We start from the raw sequence: 22404 nt of genomic DNA on the forward strand, positions 1-22404 counted from the left end.
AGTCGGCGTTCTCTTCTTCTGAAGTTGTGGTGCGCCCAGAGGGAATTGAACCCCCGCACCCGGTTCCGGAGACCGGTGCTCTATCCGCTGAGCTATGGGCGCAAGTGACGAATTAGAATATACCACAACTCACGTCATTTGTACAAGTGATTCAGTGCAGATCTGAGTAGAAATTGTTTACAGCTGGTGTTACTCACGGCTTCCAGTCTCGGAACCCCCAAAACCTCCAAGAGGGCACCTAACTTGTGGTTACACTCCTGCCATTCCTGTTCCGGATTGCTGTCGGCGACAATGCCCGCTCCCGCTTGTACGTAGTATGTCCCTTGGTGCTCCACCACCGTTCGAATGACGATGGCCGTGTTGGCATTTCCGTCGAAGTCTATGATACCCACCATGCCTCCGTAGGGTCCACGTCGATAGAGTTCCAGTTCGTCAATAATCTCCATAGCACGTATTTTCGGTGCACCGGACAACGTGCCAGCCGGAAACGTCGCCAGCAACGCGTGAAATACGCTCACATCGTTGCGCAACACGCCCGTGACCCTGGAGACAAGGTGAAACAAGTGAGAGTATGCTTCCACGGTGAGAAATTCGTCCACTGTCACCGAACCGTACTCACATACACGTCCGAGGTCGTTCCTGCAAAGGTCCACCAACATGACGTGTTCGGCGCGCTCCTTCTCATCAGACAGTAGACGCTTTATCAACGCTTCGTCCTCTGCAACCGACCTCCCCCGTCCCTTCGACGTTCCCGCAATCGGCTTCATCTCGGCCACACCGCCTACCGCACGGAACTGAACTTCTGGACTCGCTCCGAACAACCGCATATCCGGGTACTCCGCCATGAACATGTACGGAGACGGGTTCACAGCGCGCAACTTCTCGTATACGGTGTAGTGATGCATGCGCTTGGGCACCCGTAGCCGCTTTGAAAGCACAACCTGAAAAATATCTCCCGCCCGAATATACTCCCTCGCGGCCTCGACATTCGCGATAAATCGTTCTCGGGACACATCTTCCACAGCCGAGGCCATTGCATCCACGTGTGGGGTCTGTCGGGGAGGCGTGCCCTGAACGCGCGCCTCAACCATCGCGTACCGAACCGCTTCTACCTGGCGCGCCCACCGTTCCCATTCATTGTCCGATAAGACAGGTTCCAGGAAAGGTAGTGCGTCGTACACGGAAGCCCCGTCGTCGTTGAGATGCGCCACGGCAGCGTACCATTGAAGTCGGACATCGGGTAAGCCTCTGTCGTCCAACGTGGTCTTTGGCAACGCCTCGAGGTAGTGAACCGCGTCGTATCCAATGTAACCAAATAAGCCGGTCGAGAAGGGCGGGCCTGCGTCGACTGGATGATTGGCTCGGATGGCCTGACGAATGCATTCGAGGACAGACATCGGATCAGTAGAACGATACCGTAAACAAGGTCCGTCCACGTAACTTTTCATACGGCCTGCGTCGCTTTCGCACACTTCCCTCCATCCCGCCGCAGCCAGTGCATGGCGAAGGTACTCGGCCAGCCCTGTCAGCGCAAACACGGCAATATCTCCATCCTTGACCTGGAACTCCAGGATTGGCAAGACGCCAATGAGACTCATCCGGTACCCAGTACCCGTTTCGTTGGCCGCGTCCAGCAAAAACACCTGACCTTCACCAAATTGCTCCGTCAATCCGAGATACGTGTAGAACGGGTCTAAAGTCGCAGCCTTTGCATCGAAGCTGTGAGATTGAAATTCATCAGACACAGGACGTCTCCCCCTTCGTTGTGGCAGATCAGCTGGCTAGGAAATTTTTGAGGATGGTTTTGCCGTGCGTCGTCAGAATCGATTCGGGATGAAACTGGACGCCGACCGCACCCGTGGGTACATGCCGAACACCCATGATGATGCCGTCGCACTCTGCTGTCACCCGAAAATCAGCGGGCAATGTGTCCCTGTCCACAATGAGTGAATGATACCGAGTGGCTTGAAAAGGAGTCGGAACCCCTTCGAAAAGTGCATCTCCAAAGTGATGAATCATGGAGGTTTTTCCGTGCATCAACTCGCTCGCACGCGTCACCCTCCCCCCAAACGCTTGGGCGAGCGCCTGATGCCCCAAACAGACGCCAAACACCGGTACACGCCCTGCAAAATAGCGAATGGCATCGAGGGAACAGCCAGCTTCACTGGGCGAGCACGGACCAGGAGACACCAGTACCCGCGAGGGCTTTAAGGCGATGAGCTCGTCGAGCAGCACGGAGTTGCGTCGAACCTCCACCTCAGCCCCTAGTTCTGCGCAGTACTGAACGAGGTTGTACGTAAAAGAATCGTAATTATCAATCACCAACAGCAGGAGACAGCACATCCTTTCTGTTCGCTAAAGTGAGCGGACCAAAAGGGAACAAAAAAACCACAGCAGCATAGCTGTGGTCGATGTTGGACGCATATCGACAGACCTATACAAGCGTCGCTACCCTCAGGCTACACTACACTCAACTATCTCACTCAGCTCAACTGTCTTCAGCTTACCGAGGAATCCAAGATCCGTCAATCCCCACTACAGGGCGTTCATAACGAAAAAAGGACCTTGCGGTCCCTAATCGAATCGAAGAGCTGTGGTGGGCCTAAGAGGACTCGAACCTCTGACCTCACGATTATCAGTCGTGCGCTCTAGCCAGCTGAGCTATAGGCCCATGCTTTTCAAGATGGCGGAGCTGACGGGATTCGAACCCGCGTTCTCCTGCGTGACAGGCAGGCATGTTAGGCCTCTACACCACAGCTCCATGTAACTTTGGTTGCGGGGGCAGGACTTGAACCTGCGACCTTCGGGTTATGAGCCCGACGAGCTGCCAACTGCTCCACCCCGCGGTGGGTGCGCGCATTGCGCAATGGTGGGCGGTGGCAGGATCGAACTGCCGACCCCTCGCGTGTGAAGCGAGTGCTCTCCCGCTGAGCTAACCGCCCATGGTGACCCCAAGGGGATTCGAACCCCTGTTACCGCCGTGAAAGGGCGGTGTCTTAACCACTTGACCATGGGGCCATTGCGCCACCCGAAGGCGACGGAAACGTTTGGCTCCCCGAGTAGGATTCGAACCTACGACCCTCCGGTTAACAGCCGGATGCTCTACCGCTGAGCTATCGAGGAACGTTGGTGGAGCTAAGCGGATTCGAACCGCTGGCCTCTAGAGTGCGATTCTAGCGCTCTCCCAACTGAGCTATAGCCCCACACATGGTGCCGAAGGCCGGACTCGAACCGGCACGGTTTCCCGCACGATTTTGAGTCGTGTGCGTCTGCCAATTCCGCCACTTCGGCATGGCGTGCCCGGAGAGATTCGAACTCCCGACCTCTTGATTCGTAGTCAAGCACTCTATCCAGCTGAGCTACGGGCACTTGCTTTGGCTTGTTTTTTCCGTCGCCCCCGAGCGACAAGGACTATTATACTGAGGCATGTGCCCTATTGCAACTGTTTTTTCACTTGAAAAATATTACATTTCAAAACACGACCCAACCTCCGGGAACCACTGGTCTTCACAGTCCGGGAGGTTGCTCTGCGTAGCCATTGAATGGGGTTGCGGACCATTTCTTATCGGTCAAGCTCTCGTCCATCGACAGCGCACCATGTGCCGCCCAAGTAAAATCCCCCACACGATTCGATGTACGGGACAAAAGCAGCGTGCTCATGTTGAATGTAGTCCAGGACATCGTGTTCAATCGTATAGTCGTCTGACGTACGGAACGTTCCATAACCAAAGTCCTTGCGGTGGCCGTTAAAGATCAGATATCCATCGCGAGCGTCACCGTCGGCCTGCTCCGTCCCGCGAAAATCGCTGTCCACAAACTCGACGAAACGAACGTGAACGAGGTCGGCTTGTACATCCGGGCTGTGGTGTGGCGTAGGCATTCCAATCCCCCCCTTGGCATTCTTCACCTATCTTGCACCAACCAGCGGCTCCACCATACCCGGATGTAAGCTTTGCCTTCCCTGAAAGCGTCGTAGCGAATGGAAGTCAACAGAATGCACCTCAGGATGTCACCGCTGGGTGTCCAAAGATGTACAATGTGCACCATTGTCATCCATGATTTCCGGAAACAGATGGAATGAAGGGCACACAAGAGACTGAAGATACGTGTGAGGGAGGAAAACAACATATGGGAGACAGCAAAACGTTCAGCTATCCAAAGACAAACTCAGCACACTCCAGTTCCCAAGCCGGGCACAGTTCACGCGTGACGAATCGTAAACCAGCTCCGCACCAGACACAAAACCTGCAGCAGGAAGATGTGCAGAATCGGGGATAACAACCGTCCATCCGAGTGCGAATGGCCAAGTGACTCGCGTTCATCCAGTCAAACCCGAGTGTGACGCTGCACTGAGACATGAAAAGATAGAACGCAGAATCGGGCTCGCTCTGCCCTTTCTGCGTTCTGTCCACCCTTGGTGTTACAGTTTCCGGAGGAGACAGAAAAGTGGCACTTCATGGTGGCGTCTAGGCGAAAAGAAGCAAAGCTCACGCACTTGCCCGTCTGATACTAGAAGTCCTTCTCACTCAGTTCAATAATTTTCCGGAACACGCGCATAAACTGTTCCATTTCATGCGGAGGGACTTTGTCGACGATGTTCACGAGCCTATCTGTCACGTGCTGCCGAATCTCTTCTAATTTAGCGACGCCAAGATCTGTTAAGTTGATAATCACCACGCGCCGGTCGTCTTGAGAACGATTCCGTGCAACCAGTCCAAGTGTCTCCAACTCATCGCAGATTTGTGTGACCGCGCCCGGGCTGAGTCCGCACGCCTTGCTTATGTCAGAGGCCTTCGCAGTGCCCCGCTTGTCTAAATACCTCAATATAAACATCTGGGTAGCGGTCAGTCCGTAACCCTTTTCGACGGGTCGGACGTACATGAGGTGTTTTAGCCGGGAGATTTGTTCCTCTAACTCCCTCGCCATCCGCTGTGTATTCGTCAAGTCGTTCAACCCCATTACTGTAAACATCATTCTACCTGTGAAAGCGTTCACCTACAGTTTGCACTATTGCAGTGTCCCCGTAAAGATTTCACCTGCTCTAAGTGAGTGGCTGGCACAAGCGCTGCACATGAGGAGAAGCCGATCCACTCAAAAAGTAGATCGGCTTCTATCAACGCTTGACCCAGACGATCCGATTCTCAGAAGTCACCTGGTCGGTGTTAGTGAAAGTCAACGTCAATGTGACGACCGACTTGCTGCTGTAACTTCGGGAGGCAAACCTCTAAAATTCCGTTCTTGTACGACGCTTTCGCTTTTGAGTCGTCAACACTCGTGGGCAGCGGGATGGTTCTCGAGAAATGCCCGTGATATCGTTCTGTTCGGTGGAAGTGCTCGTCCTTTTGTTCTCCCACACGCTCGATAGTACCACTTAAGTGCAAGTGGTTGTCATGTACTGTGATATGGACGTCCTCTTTTTTCTCGAGCCCCGGAATTTCTGCCGACACAATCACTTCCGTTGGTGTTTCTCTTACATCGACCCGAACGCGAGGCATCGCCGCGAAATGTGCGCCGAGCCAATCGTCGTCTAATAAACGTGGGAATGAACCAAAGTCGCGACGCAACATGCCGAATGGATCATATGGTACGAGAGCCATGAAACGCACCTCCAAACCTAAGATGCGCGTATGTTTCCACCGTACACTACGCTTCATGCGTCATACCTATGCGAGGTGGCGCTTGAAGACACTCCGACCCATGTTTCATTCAGTACCCACATCATTCAGCACACGATATGTATCTGAATCAACGCCAGCGACGTTGTTTCCTCCAGTTCACTTGTGCAAGAGATTCTTGGCTGCCCAAGCCACCCAAACAAAAGAAATGACTGCCGCCAGTACAATCAGAAGCATAAGGAACATGATGTCAGCCACCTTTCAACAATGCTGTAACCTATTTTACCTCGTTCTCTCGACCTGTAGGTGCTGACCATGTGTCAATTTTGAAACAACGTATCGTAAATTGTCGATGTGGACGATCCTCGGTTCCTTCTGAATAAAATAAAAAAATTCACAGTCGACAAATTGGGCGGAATTTTCTTATAATGAGTAGCGGGACAATGATGAATCAATTGTTCAAGGTGAGTGATGGTCAATGGCAGCCGCTCGTATGCTTGACTTATCACCCGGCAGTCTCGATGCACAACATCAAACAACGATGAAGAATTGGAGTCATTTCGTCACCAATCTACAGTCCAACCAATCCAGCCACCAAAACAATTCATCCATCCGCGACTTCATCCGAGACTCGTGGCTTCGCTGTGTCCAAAGCGGCACAAATCCCATGCAAAAACAAACAAATGTCTCACTGCGTGACGACGAAATTCGGAAGATCATCGACCGTTCACAGCTGTATGAATCAGCATTACCATGCCTGACGCGGTTGTCGAATCAGGCGAAAGGAACCGGTCACCTGATTACGTTGTGCGACAGCCAGGGCAGAATTCTGTTTCTGGATGGAGATCACGACGTATTCCATCGGGCAGAGCAAATGAACTTCGTCGTCGGTGCCGATTGGAGCGAAGAAGCCATTGGCACAAACGCCATTGGAACCGCCCTCGTTGAGAAGCAACCTATTCAAGTGTTTGCTGCAGAACACTTTTGCGAAGGTGTGCATGACTGGGTGTGCTCTGCTGCCCCCATCCGTGACCCTGCTACAAACGAGGTCCTCGGTGTTGTCGACGCGACGGGTCTTTGGAGCCATGCTCAATCCCACACGCTCAGTATGATGACGGTGGCAGCCGACATGATTCAGAGCATACTCATGCAACAAACGACGCAATCTCAGCACTACCTGTTGGAAGAGTATGTCACTGCGACGCGTCGGTACCCTGGTGATGGAATCATATTGCTGGACAGAGCATTTCAGATCATCGAAGCCAATCACGTGGCCATCGAAACCGTGAGAACCTTGACCGGCAAGCAACTTCGCGACGTGTGGAACCATCGTGAATTTCACAATCAATTGTTGCACCATCGACCTCGTGGGAACCATGAGTGTTACGAGATTGTCATCGAAAGCCTTGACCTGTCGGCGACAGTTCGAGAAATTTACTCCGCAAACCGACGAAGCGGGTTTATCCTCATCATCAAACCGCTCGTCCAACACAGCCTCCAACGCTACGAGACAGTGAAGGGCAGTTGGACAAACATCGTTGGACAATCTCCTCAAATTCGATGTGCCATCGCCAAGTGCGATGTGGCGGCGCAAACGAATGTGCCCATCCTCTTGCAGGGTGAAAGCGGGACAGGAAAAGAGGTTTTTGCCCGCGCCATTCACGATGCAAGCCCACGCCGAAATCAACCTTTTGTTGCCATCAACTGCGGTGCCATTCCCCGTGATCTGTTGGCAAGCGAACTGTTCGGATATGAATCCGGCACTTTCACGGGCGCCGCAAAGAATGGAAAGAAGGGAAAATTTGAAGAAGCGCAAGGCGGTACGATTTTCCTTGATGAAATTGGTGAAATGCCCATCGATTTTCAGGTGTATTTGCTCCGGGTTTTACAGGAGCGCGAGATTGTCCGACTGGGGTCTGCAAAGTCGGTTCCGATTGACGTCCGAGTGATTGCAGCCACCAACAGAAACTTGGATGAAGATGTCCAAAACGGGAAGTTTCGCTCAGACCTGTATTACCGCTTAAACGTGGTGTGCATCCACCTCCCACCGCTCAGGCAACGTCGTGAAGACATTCCGTTGTTGATACAACATGTGTTGCGTCAACTGTCAGATCGTCATCAACTGGCCTATCCCAACGTAGATCCGGATGTCCATCAATTTTTGGTAGACGAATACGATTGGCCAGGAAATGTTCGAGAACTTCAAAACATGATGGAACATGCGTTGCTGTTCGGCCATGGTCGTATCTCGTGGGAAGCGCTTCCACCCTATGTTCAGCCGCTAGACAAGGTCCAAACCGAAGTGCCACTCAACGTAACAACGTCTGGACCGCATCGACGACGAAAGAGAAACCTGAAAGAAGCGAACCCCGCAAGGAACACTCGAAGATACTGTACACAAGAGCGAGATGAACTACTCAAATGGCTCGAGATGACAAACGGAAATATTTCTGAAGTAGGGCGCCAGTTGGGTATCGCACGAACGACCGTCTACCGGCGGATGAACAAGTACGGGCTGCTGAATTAACCTCCATCAAAGAAAACCGGAGTGGGTTTACCACTCCGGTTTTCTTTGTCATGGCTGCATCGTTGAAGCTCAGTAGCTCGGAACAGGCCTTTGGAGCCATTCTTCATAAAACGCGTCGATATCGGGTTCGAAGTCGTGGATTACCGGGTACCACGGTGTCACGTTTTCTACTTCCAACTGCGTGGCACACTGCGGGCAATAGTATTCTCGAATGACTTGCCACTGCGGATCCGGTGCCAGGTACTTCGGATAAATCTCTGCCATTTTCTCCTCTGTGTCACGCACGTAGATTAATGCGTGCAACTTCCAGTTCTCATGGCTTTCACAAAATTCGTGACCACAATCGCACTTGATGACCCGACGCCCGTCTCGTTTCAACACGATATAAAGGTGCAATCCGTAGGGCAACAAAATCTTGTCATCCCACGGTACCCTGTCCTGCAGGATACTCACATAGGTATCAAAGCGCCCTGGATCTTTGAACGATGACAGCATTTCCTTCAGCTTAAAAAAGTCTATCGTTCCATCAATCAACTCTTCGATGGTCGCGCGATCATAATTTGGCATTTCAATCACCTCGCATGGGATTTCTTATGTCCAGACCCGAATGTCGGCATTTCCAATTCGTCTTCGGAGAGATTCCACGTCTCTGGCAGGTTCCAAAACGCTCGGAACTCCGTCAGAAACTTCTCCGTGATTTCAAAACTGGTCGCATACATGTGGCGGACAGGCAGAGAGGCTTCCTTCCGTTCAATCCGACCACGTTCTTCGGCCATCCATTCACGGGTCGGACGCCCGCGTTGCAAGCGTTCCTTCCGAATGGCTTGACGAGCTTGTTCAGTTTTCTCCGGATCCACGTGGTACTTCCCGCGATTATCTACCGTAAACACCGCGCCGTACACTTTTTCCGCGTACTCCGGAAGCACGTACCCACCGTTGAGGTCTTTCTCAATGTCCTCCGGGCGGCGTTCCAGCGGATCGCCAAAGCCAGGGCCACCGCGCAGGTAGTTCAGGTAGAGATCGTAATCTTCAAAAATCGCTTCCGTTGTGATGGTTTGCTTATCCCGTTTCACGACCTTGGCCTCGAGACACTGCTCGTATTTGTGTTCTGCCGGATTCGGGTCTCCCCCTCGAGGGAACGGAAGTTGTTTCTCAAAGCGTTCCTTCAGGTCGGTACCGTGTGCTTCGAACCGATACCCTGAAGCGGCCGGATAACCGCCCATCAAACCACAGTCGCTCGTGATGTACCCATTGCCCATGAAGAACATCGTCCAGTCCCGCGAACCCCAGACCATGCGCAGCGTCTCGTAACCACAGCCACCGCGATACTTCCCATATCCACCTGTGTTGGGCTTAATGGACCGACCGAGGTACACGAGTGGTTCAGCCAATTCCCAAATCTCCATGTCCCCCATGTCGCCTTCGGGATTCCAGATGGCTGCGGCGTGATCCAGTCCATCCTTGACTGCCCCTGCACCCGTGCCTTCGGCCGCCGCTTCAAAGCTGTTAATGGCATGGATGTCGTTGTACTGGTTGTATCCCCCGCCTTGCATCCAGTTGCTGGTGTTCGCATTGCCAGCATTCACTTCTTCGAGGTATCCACGAGAGAAGTAAGCTCGACTCAGTCCCCGCCACAGAGGGCTCCAGGCCGACACCAGGAAGTGCCATGCGTAACTATGGGCCGTACGGATATCGTCTGGATTCATCCATGCACCATACGGGAGCTGGAACTTGGTCGCGAAGTAGGCACCATCGTTGATGCGGTCGTTCGGGATCAAAGTCTGTGTCATCATGACCCAGATACCACTCGTAAACGACACGGTCGTCGCATTGTAACTGTGCCATCCCCACCGACTTGATCCATCAAAATTGAGCTCCATTTGTCCGTTGCGATGGATGGTTATCTCGGACGGCGCATGCATGATGGTATCGACTTTGGCATAGGGTGGGACTTCAACATCGGAATGCCGATACGGAACGTCGACAAAGCCGACCTGACGATACTTTCCTGGAATTGTAACGGCTTTGATGCGGTTGATGAGCCCACGCCGACCTTCTTCAATGACCTCGCGAATGAACTGCTTATAAGCGTCAACACCCTCTTCGGCAATGAGGCTCAGGACCAGGTCACGAATCATGTGGCATCCAGCAATCCGCGTCCGTTCATCCAGCAGCCAATACTTCGTTGTGCGGACGGAGCGCTGACTTTCAATCACCCAGTCTTGAAGTAAGGTATCGTTGCGGCCGATTTTCCGGCATGCGACCTGATACCCGTCGTCGTATCGCGTTACAGGACCCACCGTCATGCTGCCGGGACCGGTTGCACCGGTATCAATGACGTGCGTGACCCCGCCGACCCAACCGACGACTTCTCCTGCCCAGAAAATTGGGACAATGGTATGCACGTCGCAGGGGTGCACGTTGCCAATCTGGCAATCGTTATTGCAGAAGATATCGCCCGGTTCAATACCAGGATTCACTTCGTAATCATGGTTTACCATGTACTTGATGGCTGCGCCCATGGTTCCGACGTGGATGATGATCCCTGTCGACGTCACGACGGAGTCCCCTTCGGGCGTGTACAACGTAAAACACAATTCGCCTTCCTGTTCGACGATGGGAGACGCAGCGACCCGCTTGGCCGTCTCACGCGCGTGCACGAGTCCACCGCGCAGTTTGGCGAACATTTTCTCAAATCGAATGGGGTCTTGTTCCTTCAATACAAGTTCCTTCAGTCCAGCATAATGCCCAGTTTCCTGGGTGATTTGATCGATTTCCGCACGCATTTCCTTGAGCGTTTTTCCATTCCAACCAATCGCCCGTCGATACTGCTGGGTAAGTAACTCTTCCTGCTTGTTACTCAAGTCCCCTTGCCGAATCGCCACGGAAATTCCTCCTTTGATTTTGAAAAATTACCGATTCACTTCACGCAAGTGAAAAATTCGGTGAGTATCCAGGACGGTCTCAAACCCAGGTGGTACCACGAATGTCGTAGCGGGTGACTCGATGATAGCCAGTCCGCGTATCCAATTGCCGGCCTGTAACGCCTCCATCTCCCAAATGTCCGCTTCAACCCATTCGCCATCCCAGTACACTCGCCGTTTCCCCTGGAAGGCTTCCTTCGGTGGGATCTCGCCGACATACGGCTCTTCCGGAATCTTCGGCTTTGGTACATCCACAGAGCCGCGAACAATGGCACCTGTAATGCTATATCCAAGTTCTGGAGAGCGAGCTGCCTTGGCGTACACTCGCGAATACGTCTCTTCAAACGCATACGTGAGTTTATCCCAGTCCTCGACGGAGTTGACCTTTGCCAACGGAGCCTCAATCTCCAAATCGTTCAATTGACCTTGGTACTGCATACGGAAGTACAGGCGAAATTGAACTTCGGAACTGTTGAATCCGTTTTTCTCGAACTCTTGCTGCACTTTTTCCGTCAATTCAGTCCAAGCGTCCTGGAGCGTTGCCAGCGCGTCCTCTTTTTCATCCGCTGTTGCTTCGCTCGCCACGTTGATATCGAGCGTTTTGTCGTAGCGATACTCAAAGTCGGCAGCCCCGCAACCGAACGCAGAGAATCCCGCGGCCCATGCAGGTACCAATACATCTTCAAAACCGAGCCCTTTCACATATCCTGCGGTGTGCAACGGTCCGCCCCCGCCGTACGAGAAGCAGGCAAACTGAGTCGGCGAGTATCCTTTGCCCATGACCAGAGACTCGAGGTAGTTGCGCAATTGGGATTCAAGCAACTGAATGACGCCGAATGCCGCAGCTTCCACGGACAGCCCGAGCGGATCTGCGAGTTGTTCCTTTACACCTTGATACGCCCGTTCACGGTCCAATTTCACTTGTCCGCCGAGGAAGTTGTCCGGGTTAATCAGCCCCAACACAACGTGACAGTCTGAGACCGTGATGGTATCAATGCCGCCTTCGGGATAACAGACACCGACGCGATAGCCAGCGCTGTCTGGGCCGAGCACGATGGATTTCGTGTACGGATCCACCCGGACGAAACTGCCGGTACCTGCGCCCACCGAGTCCATGGCAACAAGTGGCAACGACAGAACCAGTCGAGCCATGTCTGGACTTGTATCGATGGTGAAGTCACCCTGTGTGATAAGCGCAATGTCGAAACTCGTACCCCCGATGTCGGAACAAACAATATTCTTGATGCCGAGTTGTTCCCCTAAGTATCTACCGCCGACTACACCGCCAATGGGACCAGAGACGAGCGTGCGTGCGAGTTCGTTCGCTTTGATGCTGATGGTCCCGCCGTGGCTGGCCATCACCCGGACGTCAAAATTGGCACCCTTCTCCTTGATTCGTTTGTCGACCAGTTCAAGCGTGTGGCGCGATGGGTCTGCCGCGTATGCCTCAATGATGGTCGTGTTGGTTCTGTGGGTCTCCTTGCGAACCGGGTAGTAATCCACTGAAGCAAATACAGGAATGTCCTTCCCCTTCTTTTGAATCGTCGCTTTCGCGATGTCGCGGACCCGGCGCTCATGGACCGGATTCTTGTACGAGTGAAGTAATGAAATGACAATGGCCTCCACGCCTTCTTCAATCAGCTCAGTGACAGCTGGTTCAACCTCATGCTCATACAGTGGAATGACAACATTCCCAAAGAGGTCAATCCGTTCCGTGACACCCCGAGTCCACTCTTTCGGCACAAGCGGAGGGTCATAACGGTGCGTATTTAAGTGAAGACGGTCTGAATACGAGTAACCTAAGTAGGACTGGATGGCCCTACCCATGCGGTGGAAGTCTTCCATCCCTTTGTTCACGATGAGACCCACCTTGCGACCTTTGCGAGACACGAGTCGATTTAACATCGCTGTCCCGGAATACACACCGGTCAGCAACTGTGGAAACGCTTCCTCCACGGTCATGTCCCAAAACGTTAGTGCGTCTGCTGCGGAGTGCAGCAGGCCGATTGACTCATCCCCCGGGGTCGTCTGGGCTTTACCGACAACGAATTCTCCATGATCGTCAATGATGAACGTGTCGGTCATGGTCCCCCCGGCATCAATCGCGAGGATTTGAGTCTTTCGACTTGCCATGTACCATCTCTCCTTCCACTGGTAGATCAGAGTGCTTCGACATTACGTAATTGCAATATCCGTGCCAATTGCGAATTGCCGAATACCGCACTCAATTCAGTGATTTCCTCTCCGAAAACGCTACAACTGTAGCGCTACAACTGTAGCACTGTGTAACCGGGGCACCGCGACAGCCTTGCAGGTGGATGATTTCTCGGTGTGTAGGAAGGAAAAAACACTCTTTTCGCAAAGAGTGTTTCTAAGAGGTTCGCATCGTTCAAATGCCACTTGAGTGTGCGGAGGATGTTTTCCGCAACTTGAAGATACAAAGAAACGCGGCGTTTGGATATACCGCGTTCCGCATTTTCATGTGGTTTGAAAAATCATTCTTGTGTCGCTGCTGGGACTGTTTCTCAAAAATGAATCAGTCAATGCAGGAGCACTTATTGTTCATTTTCAGAGGCGTCTGCTACAGCCCGAACATAATTCTCATGCCATTTTTTCCATTCGTCTTCTCTGGACTCTAATGTCGTACCATCCAGTAATGCATTGATGACATCCAGACATACATGCCACCCAGCAAGGTCCTTGGAAGTATGGTCCGTCAAGGTATTTATCTTTCTGATTAAGACCAAATGACAGCCTTCCGGCTCTGGATACAACTCGAAACGAACACTGTCTCCCCACCACGTATATTCCAGTACGGAATACTTTTTGAGTTCAGTAATTTGAAGTTCATCAGCGGTACCATCCTGCATGTGAAACGTAATGGTCCCACCTTCACGGAGATCATCTACCCGGAGTTCGGGAAACCATTTCGCCAGTTTATCGTTCTCCGTTAGCGAAGACCATACCTTCTCAACGGAATGCTTGAGATGCCGTTCGAAGCGGGCGATATAACCATTCTCCACTTTTTGTACTACAGCTAACAATTGCTACTCCTCCTCGTCAAGATACTGCTCCAAGGCATCCAGTTTCTCCGACCAAAATTGCCGATACGGCTCCAGCCAGTGATCTACTTCAGCCAAAGGCTCAGCCCGTAAATGGTAGCGATGTTGCTGCGCGTGTTTGTGAACCTCAACGAGTCCGGCTTCGCGAAGAACCCGAAGATGCTTAGAAATAGCAGGCTGACTCAAAGAAAAATGCTCGGCAATTTCTCCAACGGTACGATCCCGAACTCTTAGGAGATCCAAGATACGTCGCCGGTTAGGTTCCACCAATACCTCGAAAATGCTTAGGTTTTTCATATATTTTATTTTACCGTTTGGTTATATAACTTTCAAGTAATATTAAAGGCAGTTGTGGAATAGGCTTTCGTGTGCGCCTCTTTGCAATGTTGACGATAGAGGATGGAGTGACTTGAACTTTCGAAACTGGTCAGACGAGCATATTGCGTAATTTTAGGCATAAATGCATCCGCATCGCATACGGCGTAAATGAGGCGCAAAACGATACGGCAAAGGGGGCAATTGATATGAACAAACAACCTCAAGATCCCCCAGAAAACGCAAACCGTGTTCCACAGCCCATAAGGGATGGAGCTGGCGCGACGGATCCCGGTCCGAGGGACGTGATGCGAGATCTTGAGAACCCTGATTTGCTGGTCCCACCGACCACCGATGCCGGCACAGTTCCCAACTTGAAGTTCTCCTTTTCCGACACCCATATGCGGTTGGAGCCTGGCGGCTGGTCTCGGGAGATCACAGCCAGAGAACTCCCCATCTCGACGACCATTGCGGGCGTAAACATGCGTCTGACGCCGGGCGGTGTTCGGGAGCTTCACTGGCACAAGCAGGCAGAGTGGGCATTCATGATCGTCGGCCGGGCGCGCATCACCGCCGTAGACCAAAATGGTCGGAACTTTATCGCCGACGTCGGCGTGGGAGACCTGTGGTACTTCCCTCCCGGTATTCCGCATTCTATTCAAGGACTCGCTGAGGGCTGCGAGTTCCTGCTGGTTTTTGATGATGGTAACTTCTCCGATAATGACACCTTCAGTATCACCGACTGTTTTGCACACACACCGAAGGACGTTCTCTCGGCCAACTTCGGCGTGCCGGAAAGCGCCTTCGCCAATATCCCATCTGAACAGGTCTATATGTTTCAGAGGAGTGCACCAGGTCCACTTTCGACCCAGAAGGTATCGAGCCCGGCAGGCACGGTGCCGCGGAGTTTTTCACACCGTATGCTGGCTCAGCAACCAATCAGGACCCTGGGTGGGACGGTGCGTATTACTGATTCCTCGAAATTCCCCATCACCACCATTTCGGCAGCATTCGTGGAAGTCGAACCGGGCGCGATGCGGGAACTACATTGGCACCCGAACACCGACGAGTGGCAGTATTATCTGCAAGGAACGGGACGCATGACAGCGTTCGCGTCCGCAAGCAAGGCGCGCACTTTCGATTTTCGGGCGGGTGACGTTGGTTATGTACCATTCGCCTATGGGCACTACATTCAGAATACCGGTGACAAAAAACTGATTTTTCTCGAGGTATTCAAGAGCAGTTACTACGCAGATGTATCGCTGAACCAGTGGATGGCACTGACCCCACGCGAGCTTGTTGAGGATACTTTGAATGTAGGGCCAGCATTGATGAATGCGCTGCGCAAGGAAAAATGGCCAGTCGTCAAGTGAAGGTGTTTTTGCACTGGCTTCAAGAAACGTCCACCGCCCTCGGTATGGAGAAGCGCATATTTCAATGCGTTGTTTCCAGCATAGAGAACGAAATCCCATTCCACCGATGGAGAGGTCATGCGCGACGAGAACGGTTTCAATGCCTGCCTACCCACACGTTCGTCTGAGGACATAAAAATCGACCTCCGTTCTGTGGTTACACAGAACGCGAGGTCGACTTCACGGACAACGGTCATGTTTTTAGTAAGCAATGTGCTCAACTTTTCAATCGCAACGTTGCCCTCATGATCCGTTGCCTCACGTTGCTCATTGACCCACCAACGTTCACCAAACGTTGATGTGACCAGGATCATCCTCTATGGCGAAGGGGTTGGGATTCAAACCGATAAAGTAGCCTTACCGAAGGAGAACGTGATTGCGAAACGGGGTGACTGCCGTGATTCAGTCTCCACAGAGTGCTGTTTCATATTCCTGCGCACATGAGGAACAAAGAGGGCCTATACCTGCTATCCTTAATTCAACGCTATGTTCATCCAGTTCTTCATGGCAAGCGACACACTGTGTGTTGTTTACTTCGCTCATACAGATTCCTCCCAGTATATGATGTCACGTCCTCCAAAAAGCGTTTTGAGATAAAACGCTCATAGTGGCCGGGATACTCCGATTTGGAGGCACGTGCTAAATATTTCGTTGGCAGTGAGACATCGGTGAACGCAGTCGTGAAGCCAGTAGCGGAATTCGGACACGAAAACAGTGCGTGCCGAATGTACACCGGACGCGAATCAGATTCCGTCCCGGAGATGTTCTCTCCACCTTATTGCAAGACGCCTTGTGAATCAATCTCTCAGAGCCAGTAAGTTTTTCGATTCATGAGCAACAGCTCCTGACTCGCTCAAATTCTTGGACAGACGGTGTATGACTTTGTCGACGACTTGACGTTGAGCCAGAATGCCACGAGGCGACAGGCGGTTCTGGGAATACACAGCATGATGGATGGTGTTCGTCTTATGGCTGACGCACAGCTGAATTTCAAGATCTCGCACCAACTCAAATTCGTCTGCACTCAGCCATGCGCTGGCGAATTCATCGAAATCCAAAAACGTATATTCCTCCATCACAAATCCTCCCCAGAATAAACACGTTCTCCGTGCGATTTCAGTATATTCTCACTAGATATGATGCACGTGAATTGTAAAGTCTATGTGAATTTTTGCTTATTTTATCGTAAAAGGATGACAATGCGGACTCCGATGGAAACACGTTTGAAACGTAAATCATCGCAATGGATTATCATCTCAGCGCAGAAAACGACGGATTTTGCAACGGTGTTCCCCTATACTTTGGGGCGAGGTGAGCGATATGAACGGAAAAACACTCCAAAACAAGCCGATATACAAAACGAAGGACGTGTCGGAACGCTGCAACCTAGCAACTCCTACGGTTCGAAAATACGCACAAGCGCTCGAAAGGAACGGATTTCTTTTCGAGTATGACGGCTCAAGTAGACGATACAGCGAGTCAGACATTCTCGTCTTTCACCAAATGAAGAAAATGTCGGAGAACACCAACATGGGGATCGACATGATAGCCCAAATCGTCATCCACAAATATCAACAAAGCGATACAATACAACCTGTAGCGTCTACCGATTCGCCCTCAGAACCAGGAGAAACAGCCAATGGCATCACGCAATACGACGAACAATACGCGGCATTTCGTCAATTGATTCAGCATGAAGTTGCCGCAATGATACCCACCATAAAATCGGAGATCCGCGCGGATCTGGAGGCCAAATATCACTCTCAATTCGAAGCAACCAAGCTGGATACCCTCGATGCTGTGGATCAAAAAATCGAACAGATCCGTGAACAATGGAGAAAAGAACGGGAAATTGCAGCCGCACAGGAATCCATCGACGACATACTTGAGAGGCGGGATCAGATGCTCATAGACACGATGCGAGCACTCTTAGAAGCCAAAGAAGCAGATAAAAAGCCCTGGTGGAGGTTTTGGTAGCCCCAATCGCCAGGGGAAGTTAGGCACCTTCGGGTCGTAGTCACCCCGTCGGAACTCGATGAAGATTACGTTGCTGGCCTCTTTGCGATAAGCAGTTTGTGTGTGGCCACCAATACGGGATTTCCATCCTGGTTCAAGACCGTCGCATGTGATGCTACAATGCCCGCTTCACCTTTATCTTGTTTGGACGCGACTTCCATTTCAACGTGAATCGTGTCGCCGATGTAGGTGGGTCGTACGAAGCGAAGATGATCAATGCCGTAAAACGCGACAACGCGTCCAGGTTCTAAATGAGTCAGTCCCATCGAAGCAGAGAGAATCAGTAGTCCGTGAGCGATACGTTGGCCAAACTGGGTGTTCTTTGCCCACTCTTGGTCGGTGTGAAGCGGATACCAATCCCCGCTCCAGGCCGCGAACATGACAAGGTCTGACTCTGTGATGGTTCGCCCTCTCGACCGCCAGGTGTCGCCAATCTGATACTCCTCAAAATACTTGTCGAACACGGATCATCACTGCCTTTCATGGAAGAGTTATTTTAAATTTACGTCAACTTTCAACAAAAGGGGAAGGAAAGCGGTCCTTCCCCATCACTGGTGTCTTTACCTGCAGCAGTGGCATTGGCAGAGTTTCGCAATTCAGCTCGGCAGTGATGCGAGATATTACTCCGTGGTCACAGCAGTTCCGGCCGATGGACCCGATGGAGCAACTTCTGCCACAGTGACTGCCTCATACTCCTCGTCGGTGAGTACCGACTTTTCCCCTCGCATAAACATCCAATAGGAAAATAGACCTCCCAAAAGTCCGAAGAACCATCCACCACTCCAAAGGAAGTGCAGAGACGGGACAACGAGGCCGATGAAAGCGATAATCCACCCGACCAAGAGCGCGTACACAGCCCTCATGTTAAATCCACGCGCATACGCGTAACGGCCTTTCGGAGTGTACAGTTGCAGCAAGTCAAGGCGCCGGGATCGAACCAACCAGTAATCTGCAATGGCAATCCCGTCAAAAGGTCCCAACAAGGTACCGTAAGTACCAAGCCAGTTGAAGATGTAATTGCTGAATTGCGACAAAACGTACCACGGTTGCATGCCTAGGGCTAAAATTCCCGTAATCACGGCCCCAATGGCAAAAGTGATGCGGCGTGGCCAAAGATTTTCGAATGCGCGGGCAGGAGCCATAACGTTGGCTCCCACGTTGATGGTTACCGACGACAGAATGACGACAATGCCCGCGACAATCACCACAAGCGTTGGGAATCTCACAATAAGGTCCACAGGATTCCACAGGGGTGTTCCAAACAGAATGACCGTCGCGGATGTCACCGCGATGCCAATAAACGAAAACAGTGCCATCGTCACCGGCATGGATACAATCTGCCCTGCGACTTGCCCCTTTTGTGTTCTTGCGTAACGAGTGTAATCCGGGATGTTCAAAGCCAAAGTGGCCCAGAACGCAATGACGCCAATGACGGACGGATAGAAGGCAACCCAGAACTTGGCGCCATGAATTTGAGCCGGTGCCGAGAGCATGTGACCGAAACCACCCGCGCTAACCACCGCCCAGACCAACAGCACAATGGCTCCAATCGCCAGGGTTGGCGCGGCAACCATAGCTAATTTCCCAATCGCTTGCGGGCCCCTTGTGGCAATACCAACATTCAATGCCCAAAAGAGTAAGAATGCAAGACCCAAATGGAATCCGATGGATGCCCAGCCGGTGAAAATGTGACTTAGGATGGCATCTAAGGCTTGCCCACCAAACCATGAGTTAATGCCAAACCAACCGGCAGCGATGACAGCGCGGGCCAAGGCTGGAATATGGGCTCCCTTGTTTCCAAACCACAGTCGAGCAAATACAGGATAGGGGATGCCATACTTGGTACCTGCGTGAGACATCAAGAGTATCGGAATCATCACAATGCAACTGCCAGCGAATACGGTGAGAACAGCTTCCCACCAATTCATCCCCAGCGCAATCATTCCACTGGCGAGAGAATAGGTCGGCAGACAAATACACATGCCAATCCAGAGCGAGGCGAAGCGTCCGCCTGGCCAATTGTGTTCGTCTCGAGAGCAGGGACGCAGGTCATTATTCCAAAGTGAATGATGACCTTTGACCTGATTGCTCGCTTCGTCGGTGAGATAGACAACGTCACCTGCCTGAACCTGCGTTTTCAATGGCTCTCACCCTCCAGGTGAAGCATGCATCAAGGGATTCCTATCACTTCGTCAGCTCCACCAAAGCGTCGTAAGATTCAGGTCTCCTATCGCGGTAGAATTGCCAGATGTTCCGAACTTCGGTGATGACATCACGGTCCATTTCACCAATCACAACCTCGTCCTTGTCGCGGCTTCCCATGGCAACAAACTCCCCGCGCGGATTGACCAGATACGACTGGCCGTAAAATTCGCCCATATTCCATGGCGTCTCATAACCCACCCGGTTGATTGCCGCTACGTAGTAGCCATTCGCGACAGCATGCGCTGGTTGTTCCAGTTTCCACAGGTACTCGGACAGTCCAGCTACGGTGGCAGAGGGGTTGAAAACAATATCGGCTCCATTCAACCCCAAAAGGCGTGCTCCTTCTGGAAAATGCCGATCATAGCAGATGTAGACACCGACTTTCCCATAAGCCGTGTCAAAAACCGGATAGCCCGAGTTACCAGGTTTAAAATAGTATTTCTCCCAGAAACCACAGCCAGCCGGGCCAGCCTGCACTTGAGGTAGATGATGCTTGCGATATTTCCCCAAATACGTTCCATCGGCGTCGATGACAGCTGCCGTATTGTAATAGACGCCGCGGATCTCTTCCTCATACATCGGCACAATCAAAACGACCCCTAACTCCCTAGCCAATTCCCGCATGACATGCGTCGTTTCTCCATCGGGAATGTGTTCCGTTGCTTCGTACCACTTCGCGTTTTGTTCTGTACAGAAGTACGGCCCGTAAAACAGCTCCTGGAGGCAGATCATTTGTGCGCCCTTTTGACTCGCATCACGAATCAGTCCCAAGTGCTTTTCAATGGCTGCCCGCTTGTGCACGGAAACCGGTTCTCCACCGTCCACGTCGTGATGCGCTTGAATCAACCCAATTTTCACTTTATTGTTCGTCATCTCATGGACCTCCTGTGCAAGCGAATCTCGTACAGCTGCTAAACTTAAAACTGGACTGGATAGAACCTCCCGCAACGCAGGAACTGACCTTGGCCGACCGCACCGATGTACGAATCATGGTCCACAATTTTATGGCCACGAAGAAATACGTACTTCGGCTTACCGTATACCGTCATGTCTTCAAAGATGTTGTTGTCTGCCCTCATGTGATGTGTTGCTGCCGATATCGTGTGCTTTACGCTCGGGTCCCACACCACAATATCTGCATCACTGCCGACTGCGATGGTCCCCTTCTTGGGAAACAGGCCAAACAGCTTGGCGATATTCGTCGATGTCAGCGCCACAAACTTGTTCAGGCCAATCCGCCCTTCATGAACGCCATAGTGGTATAAGATGTTCATGCGATGTTCAATCGTCGGCGACCCGTTCGGAATCTTCGAAAAATCGTGAATCCCCAACTCCTTTTGCCCCTTCAAGTGAAAGGAGCAGTGATCAGAGCCGAAGGCTTGCAATTCCATGTTCTTTAACTTGTTCCACAGAACATCCTGATTCCATTTGTCCCGCAGAGGAGGAGACATCACATACTTGGCTCCTTCAAAGCCGGGACGCTCATAATCTGTGACATCGCAGACAAGGTACTGGGGACAAGTTTCTCCATAAATGGGCAAGCCGCGTTTGCGTGCATCGCTGATTGCATTCGCTGCCTCAGCACAGGTCACGTGAACAACATACAATGGGGCACCCGCAATCTCAGCCAATCGAATCGCCCGAGCTGTCGCCTCTCCTTCCGCTTCCGGAGGCCGTGTCAACGCGTGATACTTCGGTGCAGTGAGGCCTTTCTCAAGGGCTTCTTTGACCAAGACATCAATCACATCTCCGTTTTCTGCATGTACTTGGACAAGTGCACCTACCTCGGCCGCCAACCGTAACGTCCGAAACAGCGTCTCGTCATCGGCCTGCAGGTTGTTCTTGTAGGCCATGAACACTTTAAATGACGTGACCCCTTCCTTTTCCACAACGTCCGGAATTTCTGCCATGACCGATGCGTTCATATCTCCGACCATGACGTGAAATCCATAGTCAATCGCAGCTTTCCCGCTCGCCTTGTCGTGCCATGTATCGATGGCGTTCTTTAAGGTATCCCCCTTGGTATGCAGCGCAAAGTCAATCATGGACGTCGTTCCGCCAAAGGCAGCGGCTCTCGTTCCTGATTCAAAGTCGTCAATGGTTACGGTTCCGCCGAAAGGCATATCCAAGTGTGTATGTGGATCGATACCGCCCGGAAACAAATAACATCCTGAAACATCCACGACAGTGTGGTCACTTGGAGGAATGTGCCTCGCGATGGTTGTGACCACTTCGTCTTCCACCAACACGTCAGCGTGAACCGTGTCACTCGCGGTGACCACCGTGCCGCCACGAAGTAAAGTCCCCAACTTCATGCACCTCCCGAGG

Annotated in this window: 18 protein-coding genes and 10 tRNA genes; 3 read left to right on the top strand and 25 right to left on the bottom strand. The window is 52.0% G+C overall.

Going from position 1 to position 22404, the window contains the following annotated elements; genetic code table 11:
• Positions 1 to 27 precede the first annotated feature (27 nt).
• The 15 genes from YWK_RS0105710 to YWK_RS0105785 form a co-directional block, all read right to left on the bottom strand.
• Positions 28 to 102 (bottom strand) — tRNA-Arg (locus YWK_RS0105710).
• Between the two features lie 32 nt (positions 103 to 134).
• A complete protein-coding gene (locus YWK_RS18515) occupies positions 135 to 1745 on the bottom strand; it encodes an anthranilate synthase component I family protein (protein WP_051375195.1) in 1611 nt (536 codons plus the stop codon).
• A 28-nt stretch (positions 1746 to 1773) separates the two neighbouring features.
• Positions 1774 to 2331: an anthranilate synthase component II gene (locus tag YWK_RS0105720; RefSeq protein WP_026964049.1), complete on the bottom strand. Its 558-nt coding sequence runs from the start codon at positions 2329 to 2331 to the stop codon at positions 1774 to 1776.
• A 263-nt stretch (positions 2332 to 2594) separates the two neighbouring features.
• Positions 2595 to 2671: transfer RNA gene (locus YWK_RS0105725), tRNA-Ile, on the bottom strand.
• A gap of 13 nt (positions 2672 to 2684) precedes the next feature.
• Positions 2685 to 2761: transfer RNA gene (locus YWK_RS0105730), tRNA-Asp, on the bottom strand.
• 9 nt (positions 2762 to 2770) lie between these two features.
• Positions 2771 to 2846, bottom strand: a tRNA-Met gene (locus YWK_RS0105735).
• A gap of 21 nt (positions 2847 to 2867) precedes the next feature.
• Positions 2868 to 2942 (bottom strand) — tRNA-Val (locus YWK_RS0105740).
• 1 nt (position 2943) lies between these two features.
• Positions 2944 to 3018: transfer RNA gene (locus YWK_RS0105745), tRNA-Glu, on the bottom strand.
• Positions 3019 to 3048: 30 nt separating this feature from the next.
• Positions 3049 to 3123 (bottom strand) — tRNA-Asn (locus tag YWK_RS0105750).
• Between the two features lie 4 nt (positions 3124 to 3127).
• Positions 3128 to 3203 (bottom strand) — tRNA-Ala (locus tag YWK_RS0105755).
• A 5-nt stretch (positions 3204 to 3208) separates the two neighbouring features.
• Positions 3209 to 3291, bottom strand: a tRNA-Leu gene (locus YWK_RS0105760).
• Position 3292: 1 nt separating this feature from the next.
• Positions 3293 to 3369: transfer RNA gene (locus tag YWK_RS0105765), tRNA-Arg, on the bottom strand.
• A 193-nt stretch (positions 3370 to 3562) separates the two neighbouring features.
• A complete protein-coding gene (locus YWK_RS0105770) occupies positions 3563 to 3880 on the bottom strand; it encodes a hypothetical protein (protein WP_026964050.1) in 318 nt (105 codons plus the stop codon).
• A 629-nt stretch (positions 3881 to 4509) separates the two neighbouring features.
• Positions 4510 to 4944, bottom strand: a complete 435-nt coding sequence (locus YWK_RS18520; RefSeq protein ID WP_169727143.1) for a MarR family winged helix-turn-helix transcriptional regulator — start codon at positions 4942 to 4944, stop codon at positions 4510 to 4512.
• A 218-nt stretch (positions 4945 to 5162) separates the two neighbouring features.
• On the bottom strand, positions 5163 to 5597 hold the full coding sequence (locus tag YWK_RS0105785; protein WP_026964051.1) for an Hsp20/alpha crystallin family protein: 435 nt from the start codon (positions 5595 to 5597) through the stop codon (positions 5163 to 5165).
• A gap of 685 nt (positions 5598 to 6282) precedes the next feature.
• On the opposite strand from YWK_RS0105785, the gene YWK_RS0105795 reads away from it, so the two are divergent.
• Positions 6283 to 8142 (top strand): sigma-54-dependent Fis family transcriptional regulator, encoded by a 1860-nt coding sequence (locus tag YWK_RS0105795; RefSeq protein WP_169727144.1) that lies wholly within the window; start codon positions 6283 to 6285, stop codon positions 8140 to 8142.
• 69 nt (positions 8143 to 8211) lie between these two features.
• On the opposite strand, the gene YWK_RS0105800 is transcribed toward YWK_RS0105795, so the two are convergent.
• The 5 genes from YWK_RS0105800 to YWK_RS0105820 form a co-directional block, all read right to left on the bottom strand.
• Complete coding sequence (locus tag YWK_RS0105800; RefSeq protein WP_026964053.1) at positions 8212 to 8709, bottom strand: acetone carboxylase subunit gamma; 498 nt, start codon at positions 8707 to 8709, stop codon at positions 8212 to 8214.
• 5 nt (positions 8710 to 8714) lie between these two features.
• Positions 8715 to 11021, bottom strand: a complete 2307-nt coding sequence (locus YWK_RS0105805) for a hydantoinase B/oxoprolinase family protein (RefSeq protein ID WP_415782783.1) — start codon at positions 11019 to 11021, stop codon at positions 8715 to 8717.
• A 33-nt stretch (positions 11022 to 11054) separates the two neighbouring features.
• Positions 11055 to 13199, bottom strand: a complete 2145-nt coding sequence (locus YWK_RS0105810) for a hydantoinase/oxoprolinase family protein (RefSeq protein WP_026964055.1) — start codon at positions 13197 to 13199, stop codon at positions 11055 to 11057.
• Between the two features lie 422 nt (positions 13200 to 13621).
• Positions 13622 to 14110 carry an SRPBCC family protein gene (locus YWK_RS18525; RefSeq protein ID WP_035466163.1) on the bottom strand — a complete coding sequence of 163 codons (489 nt, stop codon included), beginning with the start codon at positions 14108 to 14110 and terminating at the stop codon, positions 13622 to 13624.
• Between the two features lie 3 nt (positions 14111 to 14113).
• A complete protein-coding gene (locus YWK_RS0105820; protein ID WP_026964056.1) occupies positions 14114 to 14425 on the bottom strand; it encodes an ArsR/SmtB family transcription factor in 312 nt (103 codons plus the stop codon).
• A 227-nt stretch (positions 14426 to 14652) separates the two neighbouring features.
• Between YWK_RS0105820 and YWK_RS0105825 the strand changes: the two genes are divergently transcribed.
• Positions 14653 to 15816 (top strand): oxalate decarboxylase family bicupin, encoded by a 1164-nt coding sequence (locus YWK_RS0105825; protein ID WP_026964057.1) that lies wholly within the window; start codon positions 14653 to 14655, stop codon positions 15814 to 15816.
• 836 nt (positions 15817 to 16652) lie between these two features.
• Here YWK_RS0105825 and YWK_RS0105830 read toward each other — a convergent pair.
• Positions 16653 to 16931 (bottom strand): hypothetical protein, encoded by a 279-nt coding sequence (locus YWK_RS0105830; RefSeq protein WP_026964058.1) that lies wholly within the window; start codon positions 16929 to 16931, stop codon positions 16653 to 16655.
• A 244-nt stretch (positions 16932 to 17175) separates the two neighbouring features.
• On the opposite strand from YWK_RS0105830, the gene YWK_RS20815 reads away from it, so the two are divergent.
• Positions 17176 to 17832 carry a MerR family transcriptional regulator gene (locus YWK_RS20815; protein WP_051375202.1) on the top strand — a complete coding sequence of 219 codons (657 nt, stop codon included), beginning with the start codon at positions 17176 to 17178 and terminating at the stop codon, positions 17830 to 17832.
• A 65-nt stretch (positions 17833 to 17897) separates the two neighbouring features.
• Here YWK_RS20815 and YWK_RS0105840 read toward each other — a convergent pair whose 3' ends face one another.
• The 4 genes from YWK_RS0105840 to hydA form a co-directional block, all read right to left on the bottom strand.
• The gene (locus YWK_RS0105840; protein ID WP_026964059.1) at positions 17898 to 18335 is read right to left on the bottom strand and encodes a MaoC/PaaZ C-terminal domain-containing protein; all 438 of its coding nucleotides are present in this window, start codon (positions 18333 to 18335) and stop codon (positions 17898 to 17900) included.
• A gap of 156 nt (positions 18336 to 18491) precedes the next feature.
• Complete coding sequence (locus YWK_RS0105845) at positions 18492 to 20012, bottom strand: NCS1 family nucleobase:cation symporter-1 (protein WP_026964060.1); 1521 nt, start codon at positions 20010 to 20012, stop codon at positions 18492 to 18494.
• A gap of 43 nt (positions 20013 to 20055) precedes the next feature.
• On the bottom strand, positions 20056 to 20949 hold the full coding sequence (locus YWK_RS0105850) for a nitrilase-related carbon-nitrogen hydrolase (RefSeq protein WP_026964061.1): 894 nt from the start codon (positions 20947 to 20949) through the stop codon (positions 20056 to 20058).
• A gap of 44 nt (positions 20950 to 20993) precedes the next feature.
• On the bottom strand, positions 20994 to 22385 hold the full coding sequence (hydA, locus tag YWK_RS0105855; RefSeq protein WP_156909041.1) for a dihydropyrimidinase: 1392 nt from the start codon (positions 22383 to 22385) through the stop codon (positions 20994 to 20996).
• Positions 22386 to 22404 lie beyond the last annotated feature (19 nt).

Origin of the sequence: Alicyclobacillus pomorum DSM 14955 (assembly GCF_000472905.1) — a bacterium.
Lineage (GTDB): Bacteria > Bacillota > Bacilli > Alicyclobacillales > Alicyclobacillaceae > Alicyclobacillus_A > Alicyclobacillus_A pomorum.

Coding starts and splice junctions, on each gene's coding strand:
- YWK_RS0105810 (WP_026964055.1), bottom strand. CDS start 13,199: ATGGCAAGTCGAAAGACTCAAATCCTCGCGATTGATGCCGGGGGGACC.
- YWK_RS0105850 (WP_026964061.1), bottom strand. CDS start 20,949: ATGACGAACAATAAAGTGAAAATTGGGTTGATTCAAGCGCATCACGAC.
- YWK_RS0105785 (WP_026964051.1), bottom strand. CDS start 5,597: ATGGCTCTCGTACCATATGATCCATTCGGCATGTTGCGTCGCGACTTT.
- YWK_RS0105800 (WP_026964053.1), bottom strand. CDS start 8,709: ATGCCAAATTATGATCGCGCGACCATCGAAGAGTTGATTGATGGAACG.
- YWK_RS0105830 (WP_026964058.1), bottom strand. CDS start 16,931: ATGGAGGAATATACGTTTTTGGATTTCGATGAATTCGCCAGCGCATGG.
- YWK_RS20815 (WP_051375202.1), top strand. CDS start 17,176: ATGAACGGAAAAACACTCCAAAACAAGCCGATATACAAAACGAAGGAC.
- YWK_RS0105825 (WP_026964057.1), top strand. CDS start 14,653: ATGAACAAACAACCTCAAGATCCCCCAGAAAACGCAAACCGTGTTCCA.
- YWK_RS0105770 (WP_026964050.1), bottom strand. CDS start 3,880: ATGCCTACGCCACACCACAGCCCGGATGTACAAGCCGACCTCGTTCAC.
- YWK_RS0105820 (WP_026964056.1), bottom strand. CDS start 14,425: ATGAAAAACCTAAGCATTTTCGAGGTATTGGTGGAACCTAACCGGCGA.
- YWK_RS0105795 (WP_169727144.1), top strand. CDS start 6,283: ATGCAAAAACAAACAAATGTCTCACTGCGTGACGACGAAATTCGGAAG.